The sequence below is a fragment of the Blastococcus sp. TF02A-30 genome (assembly GCF_003319185.1).
Classification (GTDB): domain Bacteria; phylum Actinomycetota; class Actinomycetes; order Mycobacteriales; family Geodermatophilaceae; genus Blastococcus.
Genome location: NZ_QOHJ01000001.1, coordinates 695,454 through 710,783, shown reverse-complemented (window position 1 = coordinate 710,783; position 15,330 = coordinate 695,454). Strand labels below are relative to the sequence as shown.

The following is a 15,330-nucleotide window of genomic DNA, read 5'->3' as shown; positions in this document are numbered from 1 at the left end:
CGTTCCGGCGTCAGTACTTGAGCAGGTTGGCGTCGTCGACCGAGGCGGACCGGCGGGTCCGGTAGATCGACATGATGATGGCCAGTCCGATCACGACCTCGGCCGCGGCGACGACCATCACGAAGAGCGCGATGATCTGGCCGTCGACGGTGCCGGTGGACCGGGCGAAGGTGATCAGCGTCAGGTTCACCGCGTTGAGCATCAGCTCGATGCACATGAAGACGACGATCGCGTTGCGCCGGACCAGGACCCCGACGGCGCCGATGGTGAACAGCAGCGCGGCGAGGACGAGGTAGTAGTTCAGCGTCACCGGCCGTCCCCCCGGTCGGACGGTGCCGGGTCCAGGGTGCCGAGCGCGCCGTCGGGCGAGCCGAGCTGCTCCCTGCCGGTGGGACGGGGCATCTGGTCGACCTCCTGCGGCTCGATACCGGTGGCGAAGCTCTCCTCGGTGGTGGTGCCGTCGGGCAGCAGCGCCGGCGCGGCGACCGAGTTGGCGCGGGCGTAGACCCCCGGCCCGGGCAGCGTCTGCGGCCGGTCCGTGGTGAGGAACCGCGCCCGCGCGAGCTCCTTCTGACCGCGCCGCGAGCCGGGAGCCCGTTCGATCTGGGTGTAGACCAGCGCACCGACCGCGGCCACGATCAGCAGCGCCCCGGTGGCTTCGAAGGCCAGCAGGTAGCGGGTGTAGAGGAGCTCGGCGATCGCGGTCACGTTGGCGTTCCCGCCGTCATCGCCGAGCCCGGAGACCACGAGGTCCTGGGTCGCCCGGGCGATGCCGGCACCGACCAGCGCGGCGAAACCGAGTCCCAGCACGGCAGCGGCCACCCGCTGGCCGCGCAGGGTCTCCACGACCGAGTCGGAGGAGTCGCGGCCGACGAGCATCAGGACGAACAGGAACAGGATCATGATCGCGCCGGTGTAGACGATGATCTGGGCGGCGCCCAGGAACGGCGCGGACTGGACGACGTAGAAGACACCCAGCGCCAGCATGGTGTTCACCAGCCAGAGCGCCGAGTGGACGGCGTTGCGGCTGAACACCATGCCGAGGGCACCGGCGAGCGCGATCGGCCCCAGCACCCAGAAGACGACGGTCTCGCCACCGGAGAGGGTCTCGGTCACGACCCCTCCACCGGGCGCAGGTAGTAGTCCTTCTCGTCCTCGCCCAGGCGCATGGGGTGCGGCGGAGCCTCCATGCCCGGCAGCAGCGGCGCCATGAGCTGCTCCTTGGTGTAGATCAGGTCGGCCCGGTTGTCGTCGGCCAGCTCGAAGTCGTTGCTCATCGTCAGCGAGCGGGTGGGGCAGGCCTCGATGCACAGCCCGCAGAAGATGCACCGCAGGTAGTTGATCTGGTAGACGCGCCCGTAGCGCTCCCCCGGCGAGTAGCGGGCGTCCTCGGTGTTGTCGCCGCCCTCGACGTAGATGGCGTCGGCCGGGCACGCCCAGGCGCACAGCTCGCACCCGACGCACTTCTCCAGCCCGTCCGGGTGCCGGTTGAGCACGTGCCGGCCGTGGTAGCGCGGCTTGGTCACCTTCGGCTCGTACGGGTACTGCTCGGTGGTCACCTTGCGGAAGATCTGCGCGAAGGTGACGCCGAAGCCCTGCCCGGGCGCCGGGATGACGCTGTCACGCGTCGCCGGGCGGTTGCGCGGCCCGGTGGACCGCTCGATCTCAGACATCGCCGTCCTCCTCCACCGTCGCCGTGCCGCGGCGGCCGGTGCTCACGACCGCGCCGTCGGCCGGTGCCGTGTGCCGCAGCCGGGGCGACGGCGGCACCTTGAGGTCCATCGGGGGCACCGGGAAGCCGCCCTCGGCGCGGCTCGGGCCACCCGTGGGACGCCGGCGCGCACCGGCCGGTGGGAGCACCTCCGGCTCGGGATCGACCGCGTGCACCGCACCGGCGGAGGCCTGCTCGGCCATGAGCCGGGTGTCCCGGTTGGCCGCCCGGCTCGCGACCAGGAGGCCGGCCAGTACCACGAGCGCGACAGGGACCCCGACGAACAGCGCCACCTGGCCGGTGGACAGATCGGCCTCGCGGGAGACGGTGCGCATCGTGGCGACGACGAGGATCCACACCAGCGCCGTCGGGACCAGCACCTTCCAGCCGAACCGCATGAACTGGTCGTAGCGGAGGCGCGGCAGCGTGCCGCGCAGCCAGATGAAGACGAACAGCGCGGCGACGACCTTGAGGAAGAACCACAGCAGCGGCCACCAGCCGGTGTTGGCGCCGTCCCAGATCGACAGCGGCCACGGGGCACGCCAGCCGCCGAGGAACAGCGTCGCGGCCAGCGCCGAGACGGTGACCATGTTGATGTACTCGGCCAGGAAGAACAGCGCGAACTTCAGCGACGAGTACTCGGTGTGGAAGCCGCCGACCAGCTCGCTCTCGGCCTCGGGGAGGTCGAAGGGGGCGCGGTTGGTCTCACCCACCACCGCGATCGCGTAGATGACGAAGGAGACCGGCAGCAGCACCGCGAACCAGCTGGGCCCGGTGAACTCCCAGCCGAAGAAGCTCACCTGGTTCCCGTCGGCCTGGGCCGCGACGATCTCCGAGGTCGACATCGTGCCGGCGTAGAGGAACACCGCGACGATCGACAGGCCCATGGCGATCTCGTAGCTGATCATCTGCGCCGCGCTGCGCATGCTGCCCAGCAGCGGGTAGGTCGACCCGGAGGCCCAGCCGCCCAGGACGATGCCGTAGATCCCCATGGCAGAGCAGGCCAGCACGACCAGCACGCCGATGGGGGCGTCGGTGAGCTGCAGCGGGGTCCGCTCGCCGAAGATGCTCACCGTCGGGCCGAGCGGGATCACCGAAAAGGCGAGGAACGCCGGGATGGTGGCGATGACCGGTGCCAGGAAGTACACCGGCTTGTCGGCCAGCGCCGGCATGATGTCTTCCTTGAACGCCAGCTTCAGCCCGTCGGCGAGGCTCTGCAGGTAGCCGCGGGGGCCGACCCGGTTGGGGCCGACCCGCTGCTGCATCCGGGCGACGACCTTGCGCTCGAAGACGATCGCGAACAGCGTCATCAGCACCAGGACGACGAAGACGCCCACGATCTTGATGAGCACGATCCACCAGACGTCGTGGCCGAAGTCCTCGAGCGTCGGCTGGTCCGGGCTGGCGAGCAGGTTCACGCGGCCCCTCCCCGGGTGCTGGTCGCGCCGGCACCGAGCCGGACCACGCCGCCGGGGCGCGTGCCGAGCACCGAGCGGACGTCGCTGCCCGGTGAGCGCATCGGCAGCCACACGACGTCGTCGGGCATGGCGGTGATCCGGACCGGCAGGTCGATCGCGCCGGTGGCCCCGGTGACGGTGAGGTGCTCGCCGTCGGTCAGGCCCAGCCGGGCGGCCGTCCCGACGCCGATCCGGGCCACGGGGTGCCGCGCGGTGCCGGCGAGCTCCGGCTCGTCGCGCTGCAGGGTGCCGGCGTCGAGCAGCTGGCGCCACGACGCGAGCACCGCCTCACCGGGCCGCAGCTCCGGCGGGTAGGCCGGCTCGACGTCGAGGCCGGCGCTCGCGGCCGGGCGTTCGGCCGTACCGAGCGCGGCCAGCTCGGCGCGCGCGGCCTCGACCGACGGCAGGCCGAGGTCGACGTCCATCTCGTCGGCCAGGCCGTGCAGGATCCGGGCGTCGGTCAGCTGGCCGGTGCCGTGGAGGGTGGCGTCGAACGGCCGCAGCCGCCCCTCCCAGTCGAGGTAGCCGCCGGCCTTCTCCGGTGCGGCGGCGACGGGCAGGACGACGTCGGCCCACTCGGTGACCGCGGTCGGGAACATCTCCAGGCTGACCACGAACCGGGCCTCGGCCAGCGCGCTCTCGGCCAGCACCGGGTCGGGCAGGTCGCCGGGGTCGACGCCGCCGACGAGCAGGCCGGCCAGCTTCCGGTCGCGGACGGCGGTCAGGATGCCGGTGGTGTCGCGCCCCGGGGAGGCGGGCACCTCGGCCCCCCACCGCTGCGCCAGCTCGGCGCGGGCCGCGGCGTCGGTGACGTCACGGCCACCGGGCAGCAGCGTCGGCAGCGCGCCGGCCTCCACCGCACCGCGCTCGCCGGCCCGCCGCGGCACCCAGGCGAGGCGGGCGCCGGTGGCGCGGGCCAGCGCGACCAGGGCGGAGAAGGCGCCGGGGACCTCGGCCAGCCGCTCGCCGGCCAGCACCACGGCGCCGGGCTGCCGCACCGCCTCGACGGCCGGGCCGCCCCAGGTGCCCTCGGCGAGCGCGCCCAGCGAGTACGCCTCGGCCCCCGGGAGCGTGGTGAGCACGGTGGCCTGCAGCTTCTCGGCCGCACGGGTGGCGAACGGCGCCATGTCGAAGACCTGCTGGCCGCGCTTGCGCACCGCCGAGCGCAGCCGGAGGAAGACGATCGGCGACTCCTCCTCGGGCTCGAACCCGACGAGCAGGACGGCGGGGGCGGTGCCCAGCTCGTCGTAGGTGACGGCCCCGCGGCCGGGGCCGGTGCCGGCGACGACGGAGCCGAGGAAGGCCAGCTCCTCGGCCGAGTGCGCGCGGGCTCGCGCGTCGACGTCGTTGGTGCCGAGCGCCACCCGGGCGAACTTGGCGTAGGCGTAGGCGTCCTCGACGGTCAGCCGGCCGCCGGGCAGCACCCCGACGCCGCCGTCCTGGCGCGCCTGCCGCAGACCTGCGGCGGCCGCGGCCCACGCCTCCGGCCAGGAGGCCGGCTGCAGCTCGCCGTCCCGGCGCACCAGCGGGGTGGTCAGCCGCTGGTTGGCGGTCACGTAGCGGAACGCGTAGCGGCCCTTGTCGCAGGTCCACTCCTCGTTCACGGCCGGGTCCTCGCCGGCCAGCCGCCGGGTGACCTTGCCCCGGCGGAAGTCGGTGCGCATCGCGCAGCCCGAGGCGCAGTGCTCGCACACGCTGGGCTCGCTGCGCAGGTCGAACGGCCGGGCGCGGAACCGGTACTGGGCGCTGGTGAGCGCGCCCACCGGGCAGATCTGGGTGGTGTTGCCGGAGAAGTAGGACTCGAACGGCTCGTCCTCGTAGATCGCCACCTGCTCCAGCGCGCCGCGCTCGAACAGCTCGATGAACGGGTCACCGGCGACCTGCTGGGAGAACCGGGTGCACCGCGCGCAGAGCACGCAGCGCTCCCGGTCGAGCAGGATCTCGGTGCTGATCGGCAGCGGCTTGGGGTAGGTGCGCTTCTCGTCGACGAACCGGCTCTCGGTGCGGCCGTTGCTCATCGCCTGGTTCTGCAGGGGGCACTCGCCGCCCTTGTCGCACACCGGGCAGTCCAGCGGGTGGTTGATCAGCAGCAGCTCCATCGTGCCCTGCTGCGCCTTGTCGGCGACCGGGCTGGAGAGCTGGGTCTGCACGACCATGCCCTCGGTGACCGGCATGGTGCAGGAGGCCACCGGCTTGCGCTGGCCCTCGACCTCGACCAGGCACTGGCGGCAGGCCCCGACCGGCTCGAGCAGCGGGTGGTCGCAGAACCGCGGGATCTGCACGCCGATCATCTCGGCGGCCCGGATGATCAGCGTCCCCTTGGGCACCGCGACGTCGAAGCCGTCGATGGTGCAGCGGACGGCGTCCGGCGGGGTGTGCGGACCGGGCGCTCCCGGCGGGACGGCGGGGGCCGGGCCGGGACTGGTGGGCGTCATCGTCACGATGCGGCTCCCACGGGCTCGAGTCGGAGGCTGCGGCCCAGGCGGGCCTGCTCCTCGGGCGGCAGCAGGGCGACGTAGTCGTCCTTGAAGTACTTCAGCGAGCTGGAGATGCAGCTGGTCGCGCCGTCACCGAGCGCGCAGAACGAGCGGCCGAGGATGTTGTCGCAGGTGTCCGTCAGCAGGTCGAGGTCCTGGGCGGTCCCCCGGCCGTCGACCAGCCGCTGCAGGATCTGGACCAGCCAGTAGGTGCCCTCGCGGCAGGGCGTGCACTTGCCGCAGCTCTCGTGCGCGTAGAACTGGGTGAACCGCAGCGTGGCCTCGACGATCGAGTCGGTCTCGTCGAACACCATGAGCGCGGTGGTGCCGAGCATCGAGCCGGCGGCGGCCACCGAGTCGAAGTCGAGCGGCACGTCGAGGTGCTCGGCGGTGAAGTACGGCGTCGACGAGCCGCCCGGCGTCCAGAACTTCAGCTCGTGGCCGGGGCGGACGCCGCCGGCCATCTCCAGCAGCTCGCGCATCGTCGTCCCCATGGGCGCCTCGTACTGGCCGGGGCGGACGACGCGGCCCGACAGCGAGTAGATCTTGGGCCCGGGTGACTTCTCCGGGCCCATCTCCTTGAACCAGTCGGCGCCGCCGCGGACGACGAACGGCACGCTGGCCAGCGTCTCGACGTTGTTGATGACCGTCGGGGCGCCGTAGAGCCCGGCGACGGCGGGGAACGGCGGCTTGAGCCGGGGCTGGCCGCGGTAGCCCTCGAGCGAGTCGAGCAGCGCGGTCTCCTCGCCGCAGATGTAGGCGCCCGCGCCCGCGTGCACGATCAGCTCCAGGTCGTAGCCCGAGCCCAGCACGTCCGTCCCGAGGTAGCCGGCCGCGTAGGCCTCCTCGACCGCGGCGCGCAGCCGGCGGTGCGCGTGCACCGCTTCGCCGCGGACGTAGATGACCGCCAGGTGCGAGCGGATGGCGTACGCCGCGATGATCACGCCCTCCACGAGGGAGTGCGGGTCGGCCATCATCAGCGGCAGGTCCTTGCAGGTGCCCGGCTCGCCCTCGTCGGCGTTCACCACCAGGTACTTCGGCAGCGCGGCCGGGCCGGTGGGCGTCTCCCCCGGTGTGGGCTGCGGGATGAAGCTCCACTTCATGCCGGTGGGGAAGCCGGCGCCGCCGCGACCGCGCAGGCCGGAGTCCTTGACCAGGGTGACCAGTTCATCGGGGCTCATCGACAGCGCGGTGCGCAGGGCGGAGTAGCCGTCGAGGCGCTCGTAGGTGGCCAGCCGCCACGACTGCTCGGCGCCCCAGCGGGCCGTGAGGACGGGGCTGAGAGGCATGTCAGTCCTTCCCCGGACCCTGGCCGGAGGTACCCGGCTCGGTCCCGGCAGGGGTGTCGGTGCCGCCGTCCTTGTCGGCCAGCGAGCGCCCGGCGGGCTCGGGCTCGCCGCGCTGGGCGGACTCCACGCCGGCCGCCTCGGCCGCGGGCGCCCCCGACGAGGACTCCGGCGTCGGCTCCGGCCGGGGGAACGGCGGCGCGGACTCGCCGCGCTCGGCGGCCAGCCGCAGCCCGCGCAGGGTGGGCTCGTAGGCGCCGGGCGCGTCGACGGCGGCGTCGGGGTCCTCGTACTGGGAGAAGCCGGCCAGCTGGCGGGAGATCCCGCGGAAGTCGGTGAGCGGCGCGCCCCGGGTGGGCAGCGGCTTCTCGCCCCGGCGCAGCGCGGCGACCAGCTCCCGGGCGCTCTCGACGTCCTGCTGGTCGTAGAACTCGTAGTCGACCGTCACCACCGGCGCGTAGTCGCAGGCGGCCAGGCACTCGGCGTGCTCGAGGGTGATCGACCCGTCGGCCGCGGTCTCGTCGTGGTGCACGCCGAGGTCGGCGGCGACCGCCTCGAAGATCCGCTGCCCGCCGAGGACCGCGCACAGCGTGTTCGTGCAGACGCTGACCAGGTGCCGGCCGGTCGGGCGGCGCTTGTACATCGTGTAGAAGGTCGCGACGGCGCCGACCTCGGCCTTGGTCAGGCCCAGCTCCTCCGCGCACAGCGCGACGCCCTCGGGCGTGACGTACCCCTGGTAGCTCTGCACCAGGTGCAGCATCGGCAGCAGCGCCGACCGCGGCACCGGGTAGCGGGCGATGATCTCCCGCGCCTCGAGCCGGGTCTGCTCGGTCAGCGGCGGGACGTCCCCGACGGCCGCCGCGTCGACCGGTGAGGAGTCCAGGCCGGTGACCGCGGTGGCCTCGGGCGAACCGGGAAGTGCACTCATCTGTCGACGCCCCCCATCACCGGGTCGATCGATGCGATCGCGGCGATGACGTCGGCGATCATGCCGCCCTCGCTCATCGCCGCCGTGGCCTGGAGGTTGACGAAGCTGGGGTCGCGCACGTGGACGCGCCACGGGCGGGTGCTCCCGTCGCTGACGACGTGGTAGCCGAGCTCGCCGCGCGGCGACTCGATGGGCACGTAGACCTGGCCCGCCGGCACCCGGAAGCCCTCGGTGACCAGCTTGAAGTGGTGGATCAGGGCCTCCATCGACTGGCCCATGATGTGCGCGACGTGCTCGGCCGAGTTGCCCATGCCGTCGGGCCCGAGGGAGAGCTGGGCGGGCCAGGCGATCTTCCTGTCCTCGACCATGACCGGGCCGGGCTCGAGCCGGTCGAGCGCCTGCGCGATGAGCTTCAGCGACTCGTTGACCTCGGCCATGCGGACCAGGTAGCGGCCCCAGGCGTCGGAGGTGTCGGCGGTCGGGACCTCGAAGTCGTAGGTCTGGTAGCCCAGGTACGGCTCGACCTTGCGCAGGTCCCACGGCAGGCCGGCGGCGCGCAGGACGGGTCCGGTCACGCCGAGGGCGACGCAGCCGGAGACGTCGAGCCAGCCGACATCCTTGAGCCGACGCTGCCAGATGGGCTGACCGGTGAGCAGCCGGTGGAAGTCCGCGACCCGCCCGGGCATGATCTCGAGGAACTGGCGGATCGAGCCGACGGCGCTGTCCGGCAGGTCCTGGGCCAGGCCGCCGGGGCGGATGTAGGCGTGGTTCATCCGCAGGCCGGTGATCTCCTCGAGCAGGTCGAGGGCCATCTCCCGCTCGCGGAAGCCGTTGGTCATGGCGGTCAGCGCACCCAGCTCCATGCCGCCGGTGGCCAGCCCGACCAGGTGCGAGGCGATCCGGTTGATCTCCATGACCAGCACGCGGATCGTCTGCGCGCGCGGCGGCACCTCGATGCCGAGCAGCTTCTCGACGGCCATGCAGTAGGCCGCCTCGTTGAACAGCGGGGACAGGTAGTCCATCCGCGTCACGAACGTGGTGCCCTGCGTCCAGTTGCGGTACTCGGTGTTCTTCTCGATACCGGTGTGCAGGTAGCCGATGACGACCCGCGCCTTGGTCACCGTCTCGCCCTCGAGGTCGAGCACGAGGCGCAGCACGCCGTGGGTCGAGGGGTGCTGCGGCCCCATGTTGACCACGAGCCGCTCGGCGCCGTAGGCCTCGGTCCCCAGCGTCAGGTCCCAGTCGCCACCGGTGACGGTGTAGACGCGGCCCTCGGTGGTCTCCCGGGAGCCGGCGTAGGGGTCGGATGTCGTCGTCATCGGTACGCCCTCCGGGTGTCCGGCGGCGGGATCGTCGCGTCGTGGTACTCCACGGGGACGCCGCCGAGCGGGTAGTCCTTGCGCTGCGGGTGCCCGTCCCAGTCGTCGGGCATGAGGATCCGGGTGAGCGCCGGGTGGCCGTCGAAGACGACGCCGAACATGTCGTAGGTCTCCCGCTCGTGCCAGTCCGCCGTCGGGTAGGTGCCGGTGACCGAGGGGACGTGCGGGTCCTCGGCGGTGACCGCGACCTCGAGCCGGATCCGGCGCCGGTAGGTCATCGAGGTGAGGTGGTAGACGACGTGCAGCCGCGGCCGGTGCGCGCCGGTCGCCGGGCCGCCGCTGTCGAGGTAGTCGACCCCCGAGACGCTGCTGCACAGCTCGAAGCGCAGCGCCTCGTCGTCGCGCAGCGCCCGCACCAGCGCGAGCAGGTGCTCGCGGGCGACGAAGTAGGTGATCTCGCCGCGGTCGACCAGCACCCGGGAGACGGCGGCGTCGTAGGTGGCCTGGCCGACGGCCTCGACGAGCGCGTCGGTGACCTCGTCGAACCAGCCGCCGTAGGGCCGCTCGGTGGAGTGCAGCGCGACCGCGCCGCCGGGCTCCACCCGCACCAGCCCGCCGAAGCCGGAGGTGTCGCCGCTGCCGCTGACGCCGAACGCGCCCTTGCGGAAGCCACCCGACGGCGCCTGCGCGCCCAGCGCCGCGTCGTCCCGCTCGAGATCCCCCGGTCCGGTCATCGCCACGCGTTCCCCTGGCCGGTGGGCCGCTCCTCCGGGAGCAGCACGGCGTTGCCGCCGCGCTGCTCGATGAGGAACTGGCCGGTGCGGCCCTCGGCCGCGGCCTGCTCGTAGGCCCGCCGGGCCTGCTTGTCCACGCGCACCGTGGAGGGCATCTCGACGTGCAGGTCCTTCGCGGTGCCGTCCTCCCGGGCGCGGGCCAGCTGCCGCGCCCGCTTCTCGCCCAGCGGCTCGTTCATGATCTTGTGGTGCAGCTTGAGGATCGCGTCGGTGAGCATCTCCGGGCGCGGCGGGCAGCCGGGCAGGTACATGTCCACCGGGACGACGTGGTCGACGCCCTGCACGATCGCGTAGTTGTTGAACATGCCGCCGGAGCTGGCGCACACGCCCATGGCCAGCACCCAGCGCGGCTCGGGCATCTGGTCGTAGATCTGCCGCAGGACCGGGGCCATCTTCTGGCTCACCCGCCCGGCGACGATCATCAGGTCGGCCTGCCGCGGGGAGGCCCGGAAGACCTCCATGCCGAAGCGGGCCAGGTCGTAGCGCCCGGCGCCGGTGGCCATCATCTCGATGGCGCAGCAAGCCAGGCCGAACGTGGCCGGCCACAGCGAGGACTTGCGCGTCCAGTTCACCAGCTTCTCCACGCTGGTCAGCAGGACGCCGCTGGGCACCTTCTCCTCGAGACCCATGGTCAGACCCCCCTCAGTCCCACTCGAGCCCGCCGCGGCGCCACTCGTACGCGAAGGCGATGAAGACCGTGCCGATGAAGACGACCATCGCGACCAGGCCGAAGACGCCGAGCGCCTCGTTGTGCACCGCCCACGGGTAGAGGAAGACGATCTCGATGTCGAAGACGATGAACAACATCGCGGTCAGGTAGTACTTGACCGGGAACCGGCCGCCGGTGAGCGGCTGGTCGACCGGCTCGATGCCGCACTCGTAGGCGTCGACCTTGGCCCGGTTGAACCGGCGCGGGCCGACGTACGGCGCGGCGGTGACCGAGAACAGCGCGAACGCCGCGGCCAGCGCGAACAGCCCGACGATCGGGACGTAGGTCGAGAGCATCAGCGCCACCCTAGAGTGAGCTCGGTCACGTTCCGTGCGATTGCGGAACTCTGCGTGTCGGTCGGCGTCGTCATCTCAGACCGCCGGGGCCAGGCGCGTGAGCAGGGTGACCGCGCGGTCGACGCGGTCGCCGCGGCGGCCGTCGGACAGGTTGCCCATGAGCCGCAGCGCGGCGTCCACGAGCGTCGGCCGCTTCAGCCCGTGGGCGGTGGTGAAGCGGACGACGTCGGGACGGGCGAGCAGCGCGAGGAACCCCATGCCGAGCCGGTGGTGCCGCCCGTACTCCGACCGCAGCCGGTCCGGGTAGCGCCGCAGCACCGCCTCGCGGGCCGGCCCCTCGGCGGCAGCCAGCGCCTCGGCCGCGGTCTCGGCCGCCATCCGGCCGGTCTCCATCGCGTAGCTGATGCCCTCGCCGTTGAACGGGTTGACCGCGCCGGCGGCGTCGCCGGTGAGCAGCAGGCCGCGGGTGTAGGCCGGGCCGCGGTGCAGCGCCATGGGCAGGCCGGCACCGCGCAGCGGGGTGACGGCGTGCTCCTCGTCCAGCTGCTGCCCGGCGGGGAAGGTGTCCAGCCAGCGGCGCAGGACCTCGCGGTGGTCGGCGCCGGTGCCGCGGCGCGTGTCGAGCAGCCCGAAGCCGACGTTCGCCGTCCCGTCGCCCATGCCGAAGATCCAGCCGTAGCCCGGCATCGAGTCGCGCGACGGCCCGGCCGCGGTGAGGTCGAAGGAGATGTCGAGGTAGTCGTCGGCCGAGCGCGGGGAGCGCACGTACCGGCGGACGGCCACGCCGAGCGGGCGGTCCTCCCGGCGCACCAGGCCCAGGGCCTTGGCCAGCCGGCCGGACAGGCCCTCGGCGGAGACCACCAGCGGGGCGCGCCACTCCTGCGGCTCGCGGTCGGGTCCGATCTCGGCGCGGACGCCCGCGACCCGGCCGGCGTCGTCGAGCAGCGGCTCGGTGACCGTGACGCCGGTGTGCAGCCGGGCGCCGGCGGACCGTGCGTGCTCGGCCAGCCGGGCGTCGAGCTCGCTGCGCCGGCAGACGAGGCTGTACGACGGCCAGGACCGCAGCCGCGGCCAGTCGACCTCCACGGTCTCCCCGCCACCGGTGACCCGCAGGCCCCTGTGCCGGATCCAGCCCGAGGTGTCGACGCCCATGTCGTCCAGCGCCTTGACCCCGCGCGGGGTCAGGCCGTCGCCGCAGACCTTCTCGCGGGGGAACTCCGCCTTCTCCAGGACGGCGACGTCGAGGCCGGCCTGCCGCAGCCACCACGCCGCGCTCGACCCGGCCGGGCCCGCGCCGACGACGAGCACGTCCGCCGTGCGCCCCCGCTCCGCCGTGCCCACCGGGCTGCCTCCTCGCCACCAGACCTTGTGAATTGGTTCACAAAGTGCTGCGGAACCGACTCTAGCCCGGGGTGTGACGAACACGACAGCGCCCCCGGTGAGAGGGATGCGTCACACCGCGCCGAGGAGCCGGCGCACCTCCTCATCGGAGGTCTGGGCGAAGTCGCGGTAGGCCTGCCCGACGGCGCGGAACCCGGAGGGCGCGACGAGGCACACGACGTCGTCGGCGAGGTCCCGGACCGCGCGCACCGCCGAGGGTGCACCGACCGGGACGGCGAGCACCGTGCGCCGCGGCCGCTGCCGGGCGACGGCGGTCAGCGCGGCGCGGGCCGTGGACCCGGTGGCCAGCCCGTCGTCGACGAGGACGACGGTCCGCCCGGCCAGGGCGAGTGGCGGCCGGTTCCCGCGGAAGGACAGCTGCCGACGACGCAGCTCGGCGAGCTCGCGGTCGCGCACCTGCGCGAAGAGGGCATCGGGCACCCCGGCCTCGGCGATCACCCGCTCGGTGCGCACGGTCTCCACCGCGTCGCCCACCGCGGCGATCGCGCCCATGGCCAGCTCGGGCTGCTGCGGGAGGCCGAGCTTGCGCACGACGACGACGTCCAGCGGGACGCCGAGCGCGGCCGCCACCTCGGCCGCGACGACCACCCCGCCGCGGGGCAGGCCGAGCACGACGGCGTCCTCGTCCACCGTCCCGGCCAGCCGCTCCCCCAGGGCGCGGCCCGCCTCCCGCCGGTCGGCGAACGGCCCGCGGGTCACGGCCCTAGACGGGCTGGGGACCTGACGGCGGGGGCGCGATCGGGTCGCCAGGATCGGGCACCGGGTACGGCGAGGGCTCCGGCGGCGGGGTGGGGTCGGTCGGCGACGGCGTGGGCGACGGTGGCTGCGGCGAGGGAGGTGGCGTCGTCATGGACCGACGCTACGGCGGCGCGCAGCGCCGGGGAACCTCAGCGCTTGCGGCCGCGGTGCAGCGCGACGATGCCGCCGGTGAGGTTCTGCCAGGTGACGTCGGACCAGCCGGCGTCCTGCAGCCGTCCGGCCAGCGCGGCCTGGTCGGGCCAGGCACGGATCGACTCGGCCAGGTAGACGTAGGCGTCGGGATTGCTGCTCACCGCGCGCGCGATCCGGGGCAGCGCCTTCATCAGGTACTCGGTGTAGACGGTGCGGAACGGCGCCCAGGTGGGGCTGGAGAACTCGCAGACCACCAGCGTGCCGCCCGACCTCGTGACGCGGGAGAACTCGCGCAGCGCGGCGTCGGGGTCGGCCACGTTGCGCAGGCCGAAGGAGATGACGACGCCGTCGACGCTCTCGTCGGCCAGCGGCAGCGCCATCGCGTCGCCGGCCACCTTGGGCACCCGCCGGGCAGCGCCGGCGCGCAGCATGCCCTGGGAGAAGTCGCAGGCGATCGCGGTCACGCCACCGGCGGTCAGCTCGACCGTGGACACCGCCGTCCCGGCCGCGACGTCGAGCACCGTCTGCCCCGGCCGCGCGCCGAGAGCCTCCCGGGTGGCCCGCCGCCAGGAGGCGTCCAGGCCGGCGGAGAGGACCGTGTTGGTCACGTCGTAGCGCTCCGCGACGCCGTCGAACATGGCCGCGACCTCGGCCGGCCGCTTGTCCAGACCGGCCCGCAGCCCGGCCGTGTGCTGGTTCTCCCGCCGGTCCGCCACGGACGGAAGGTTACGTCGGCCCGCTGCAGGGGCCCGCGGCCAGCCTGCGAACCGCGGGGGGCAGCGGCACCTCACCTACTCTGGAGCGGTGACAGCGGCCGCCGTGACCTCTCCGGACGCCGCCTCGGCGACCGTGACGACGGTCCGCTCGGCGGCCGCCGGGGCCCTGCTCGACCTGGTGCCCGCGTCGGGCGGGCTGTCCTGGGTGCGCCGCGGCGACGGGCTGGTCGGCTGGGGCGAGGCCGCCCGGCTGGAGGTCAGCGGGCCGGACGCCCTGGCCGAGGCGGCCGCGTGGTGGGAGTCCGTCGTCGCCGGCCTCGACGTCAGCGACGACCTGGCCGTCCCCGGGTCCGGACCGGTCGCCTTCGCCAGCATCGCCTTCGACCCGGTCCGCGGGACGTCGGTGTTCGTCGTCCCCGAGGTGGTCGTCGGGCGGCGCGACGGTCTCTCCTGGATCACCTCGATCGGCGACGCCGCGCGGGACGGTCTCCCGGCGGCCGCGCCCGACCTCGGGCCCGGGCCGCGGCTGCGCTACGCCGACGGCGCCCTGGACCCGGCCAGCTGGAGCGCCGCGGTGGCCACCGCCGTGCAGCGGATCGCCGCCGGTGACCTGGCCAAGGTGGTGCTGGCCCGCGACCTGCTGGTCGCCGCCGACGAACCGCTGGACCCGCGCCGGCTGCTGCGCCGGCTGGCCGAGCGGTTCCCCGACTGCTGGACCTTCGCCGTCGACGGGCTGCTGGGCGCCACCCCGGAGCTGCTGCTGCGCCGGACCGGCCGGGAGCTGTCCTCGCGGGTGCTGGCCGGGACCGTGCGACGCGGCGCCGGTGCGGAGGACGAGCGGCTGGCCGCGGCCCTGATGGGGTCGGCCAAGGACCGTGCCGAGCACGCACTCGCCGTCGACTCGCTGGTGCAGGCGCTCGAGCCGTACTGCAGCGACCTCGCCGCCCCGGCCGAGCCCGCGCTGCTCACCCTCGCCAACGTCCGCCACCTGGCCACCGACGTCGTCGGCACGCAGCGGGGCGACGCCGGGCTGCTCGAGCTGGTCGGGGCGGTGCACCCGACCGCCGCCGTGTGCGGCACCCCGACGCCGGACGCCGCCGCGCTGATCGCCGAGCTCGAGGGCATGGACCGCGGCCGCTACGCCGGCCCGGTCGGCTGGATGGACGCCCGCGGCGACGGCGAGTTCGGCCTGGCGCTGCGCTGCGCGGAGCTCACCGACGACGGCGGCGCGCGGCTGTTCGCCGGCTGCGGCATCGTGGCCGGCTCGGACCCGGCCGCCGAGCTCGCCGAGACCCAGGCGAAGTTCGCCGCCTTCCGGGCGGCGCTGGAGGGCTGACCCGGTCGG

Annotated in this window: 14 protein-coding genes and 1 pseudogene; 1 reads left to right on the top strand and 14 read right to left on the bottom strand. The window is 73.8% G+C overall.

What is annotated here, in order from left to right; all coding sequences use genetic code 11:
• Positions 1-10: 10 nt before the first annotated feature.
• The 14 genes and pseudogenes from nuoK to DQ241_RS03355 all read right to left on the bottom strand — a co-directional run bounded on the left by nuoK (position 11) and on the right by DQ241_RS03355 (position 13,985).
• Positions 11-310: an NADH-quinone oxidoreductase subunit NuoK gene (gene nuoK / locus DQ241_RS03420; RefSeq protein ID WP_113828704.1), complete on the bottom strand. Its 300-nt coding sequence runs from the start codon at positions 308-310 to the stop codon at positions 11-13.
• A complete protein-coding gene (locus DQ241_RS03415; RefSeq protein WP_113828703.1) occupies positions 307-1,116 on the bottom strand; it encodes an NADH-quinone oxidoreductase subunit J in 810 nt (269 codons plus the stop codon). The genes nuoK and DQ241_RS03415 overlap by 4 nt, the downstream gene beginning before the upstream one ends.
• Positions 1,113-1,673, bottom strand: coding sequence for an NADH-quinone oxidoreductase subunit NuoI (gene nuoI / locus DQ241_RS03410; protein WP_113828702.1), 561 nt, complete (start codon positions 1,671-1,673; stop codon positions 1,113-1,115). The genes DQ241_RS03415 and nuoI overlap by 4 nt, the downstream gene beginning before the upstream one ends.
• The gene (gene nuoH, locus DQ241_RS03405) at positions 1,666-3,129 is read right to left on the bottom strand and encodes an NADH-quinone oxidoreductase subunit NuoH (RefSeq protein WP_113828701.1); all 1,464 of its coding nucleotides are present in this window, start codon (positions 3,127-3,129) and stop codon (positions 1,666-1,668) included. Before nuoH ends, nuoI begins: the two co-directional genes overlap by 8 nt.
• Entirely contained in the window at positions 3,126-5,603 is a 2,478-nt protein-coding gene (locus DQ241_RS03400) for an NADH-quinone oxidoreductase subunit G (RefSeq protein WP_113828700.1), read from the bottom strand. The genes nuoH and DQ241_RS03400 overlap by 4 nt, the downstream gene beginning before the upstream one ends.
• 2 nt (positions 5,604-5,605) lie before the next feature.
• Positions 5,606-6,934: an NADH-quinone oxidoreductase subunit NuoF gene (nuoF, locus tag DQ241_RS03395; protein WP_113828699.1), complete on the bottom strand. Its 1,329-nt coding sequence runs from the start codon at positions 6,932-6,934 to the stop codon at positions 5,606-5,608.
• Between the two features lies 1 nt (position 6,935).
• Positions 6,936-7,859: an NADH-quinone oxidoreductase subunit NuoE gene (gene nuoE / locus DQ241_RS03390; protein WP_113828698.1), complete on the bottom strand. Its 924-nt coding sequence runs from the start codon at positions 7,857-7,859 to the stop codon at positions 6,936-6,938.
• A complete protein-coding gene (locus tag DQ241_RS03385) occupies positions 7,856-9,178 on the bottom strand; it encodes an NADH-quinone oxidoreductase subunit D (protein WP_113828697.1) in 1,323 nt (440 codons plus the stop codon). Before DQ241_RS03385 ends, nuoE begins: the two co-directional genes overlap by 4 nt.
• On the bottom strand, positions 9,175-9,912 hold the full coding sequence (locus DQ241_RS03380; RefSeq protein ID WP_113828947.1) for an NADH-quinone oxidoreductase subunit C: 738 nt from the start codon (positions 9,910-9,912) through the stop codon (positions 9,175-9,177). The genes DQ241_RS03385 and DQ241_RS03380 overlap by 4 nt, the downstream gene beginning before the upstream one ends.
• Positions 9,913-10,049: 137 nt before the next feature.
• Positions 10,050-10,601, bottom strand: a pseudogene (locus tag DQ241_RS21025) (NADH-quinone oxidoreductase subunit B family protein); the annotation flags it as partial.
• 13 nt (positions 10,602-10,614) lie between these two features.
• Positions 10,615-10,977, bottom strand: a complete 363-nt coding sequence (locus DQ241_RS03370; RefSeq protein ID WP_113828946.1) for an NADH-quinone oxidoreductase subunit A — start codon at positions 10,975-10,977, stop codon at positions 10,615-10,617.
• Positions 10,978-11,052: 75 nt separating this feature from the next.
• Entirely contained in the window at positions 11,053-12,318 is a 1,266-nt protein-coding gene (locus tag DQ241_RS03365; RefSeq protein ID WP_113828695.1) for a geranylgeranyl reductase family protein, read from the bottom strand.
• A gap of 111 nt (positions 12,319-12,429) precedes the next feature.
• The gene (locus DQ241_RS03360) at positions 12,430-13,077 is read right to left on the bottom strand and encodes a phosphoribosyltransferase (protein ID WP_113828694.1); all 648 of its coding nucleotides are present in this window, start codon (positions 13,075-13,077) and stop codon (positions 12,430-12,432) included.
• A gap of 188 nt (positions 13,078-13,265) precedes the next feature.
• Positions 13,266-13,985: a demethylmenaquinone methyltransferase gene (locus DQ241_RS03355; RefSeq protein WP_113828693.1), complete on the bottom strand. Its 720-nt coding sequence runs from the start codon at positions 13,983-13,985 to the stop codon at positions 13,266-13,268.
• An 88-nt stretch (positions 13,986-14,073) separates the two neighbouring features.
• On the opposite strand from DQ241_RS03355, the gene DQ241_RS03350 reads away from it, so the two are divergent.
• On the top strand, positions 14,074-15,321 hold the full coding sequence (locus DQ241_RS03350; protein WP_113828692.1) for an isochorismate synthase MenF: 1,248 nt from the start codon (positions 14,074-14,076) through the stop codon (positions 15,319-15,321).
• Positions 15,322-15,330 lie beyond the last annotated feature (9 nt).

Excerpts from the sequence above, each read along its gene's own strand:
- nuoF (WP_113828699.1), bottom strand. The coding sequence starts at position 6,934 with ATGCCTCTCAGCCCCGTCCTCACGGCCCGCTGGGGCGCCGAGCAGTCG.
- DQ241_RS03400 (WP_113828700.1), bottom strand. The coding sequence starts at position 5,603 with ATGACGCCCACCAGTCCCGGCCCGGCCCCCGCCGTCCCGCCGGGAGCG.
- nuoI (WP_113828702.1), bottom strand. The coding sequence starts at position 1,673 with ATGTCTGAGATCGAGCGGTCCACCGGGCCGCGCAACCGCCCGGCGACG.
- DQ241_RS03370 (WP_113828946.1), bottom strand. The coding sequence starts at position 10,977 with ATGCTCTCGACCTACGTCCCGATCGTCGGGCTGTTCGCGCTGGCCGCG.
- DQ241_RS03385 (WP_113828697.1), bottom strand. The coding sequence starts at position 9,178 with ATGACGACGACATCCGACCCCTACGCCGGCTCCCGGGAGACCACCGAG.
- nuoE (WP_113828698.1), bottom strand. The coding sequence starts at position 7,859 with ATGAGTGCACTTCCCGGTTCGCCCGAGGCCACCGCGGTCACCGGCCTG.
- DQ241_RS03380 (WP_113828947.1), bottom strand. The coding sequence starts at position 9,912 with ATGACCGGACCGGGGGATCTCGAGCGGGACGACGCGGCGCTGGGCGCG.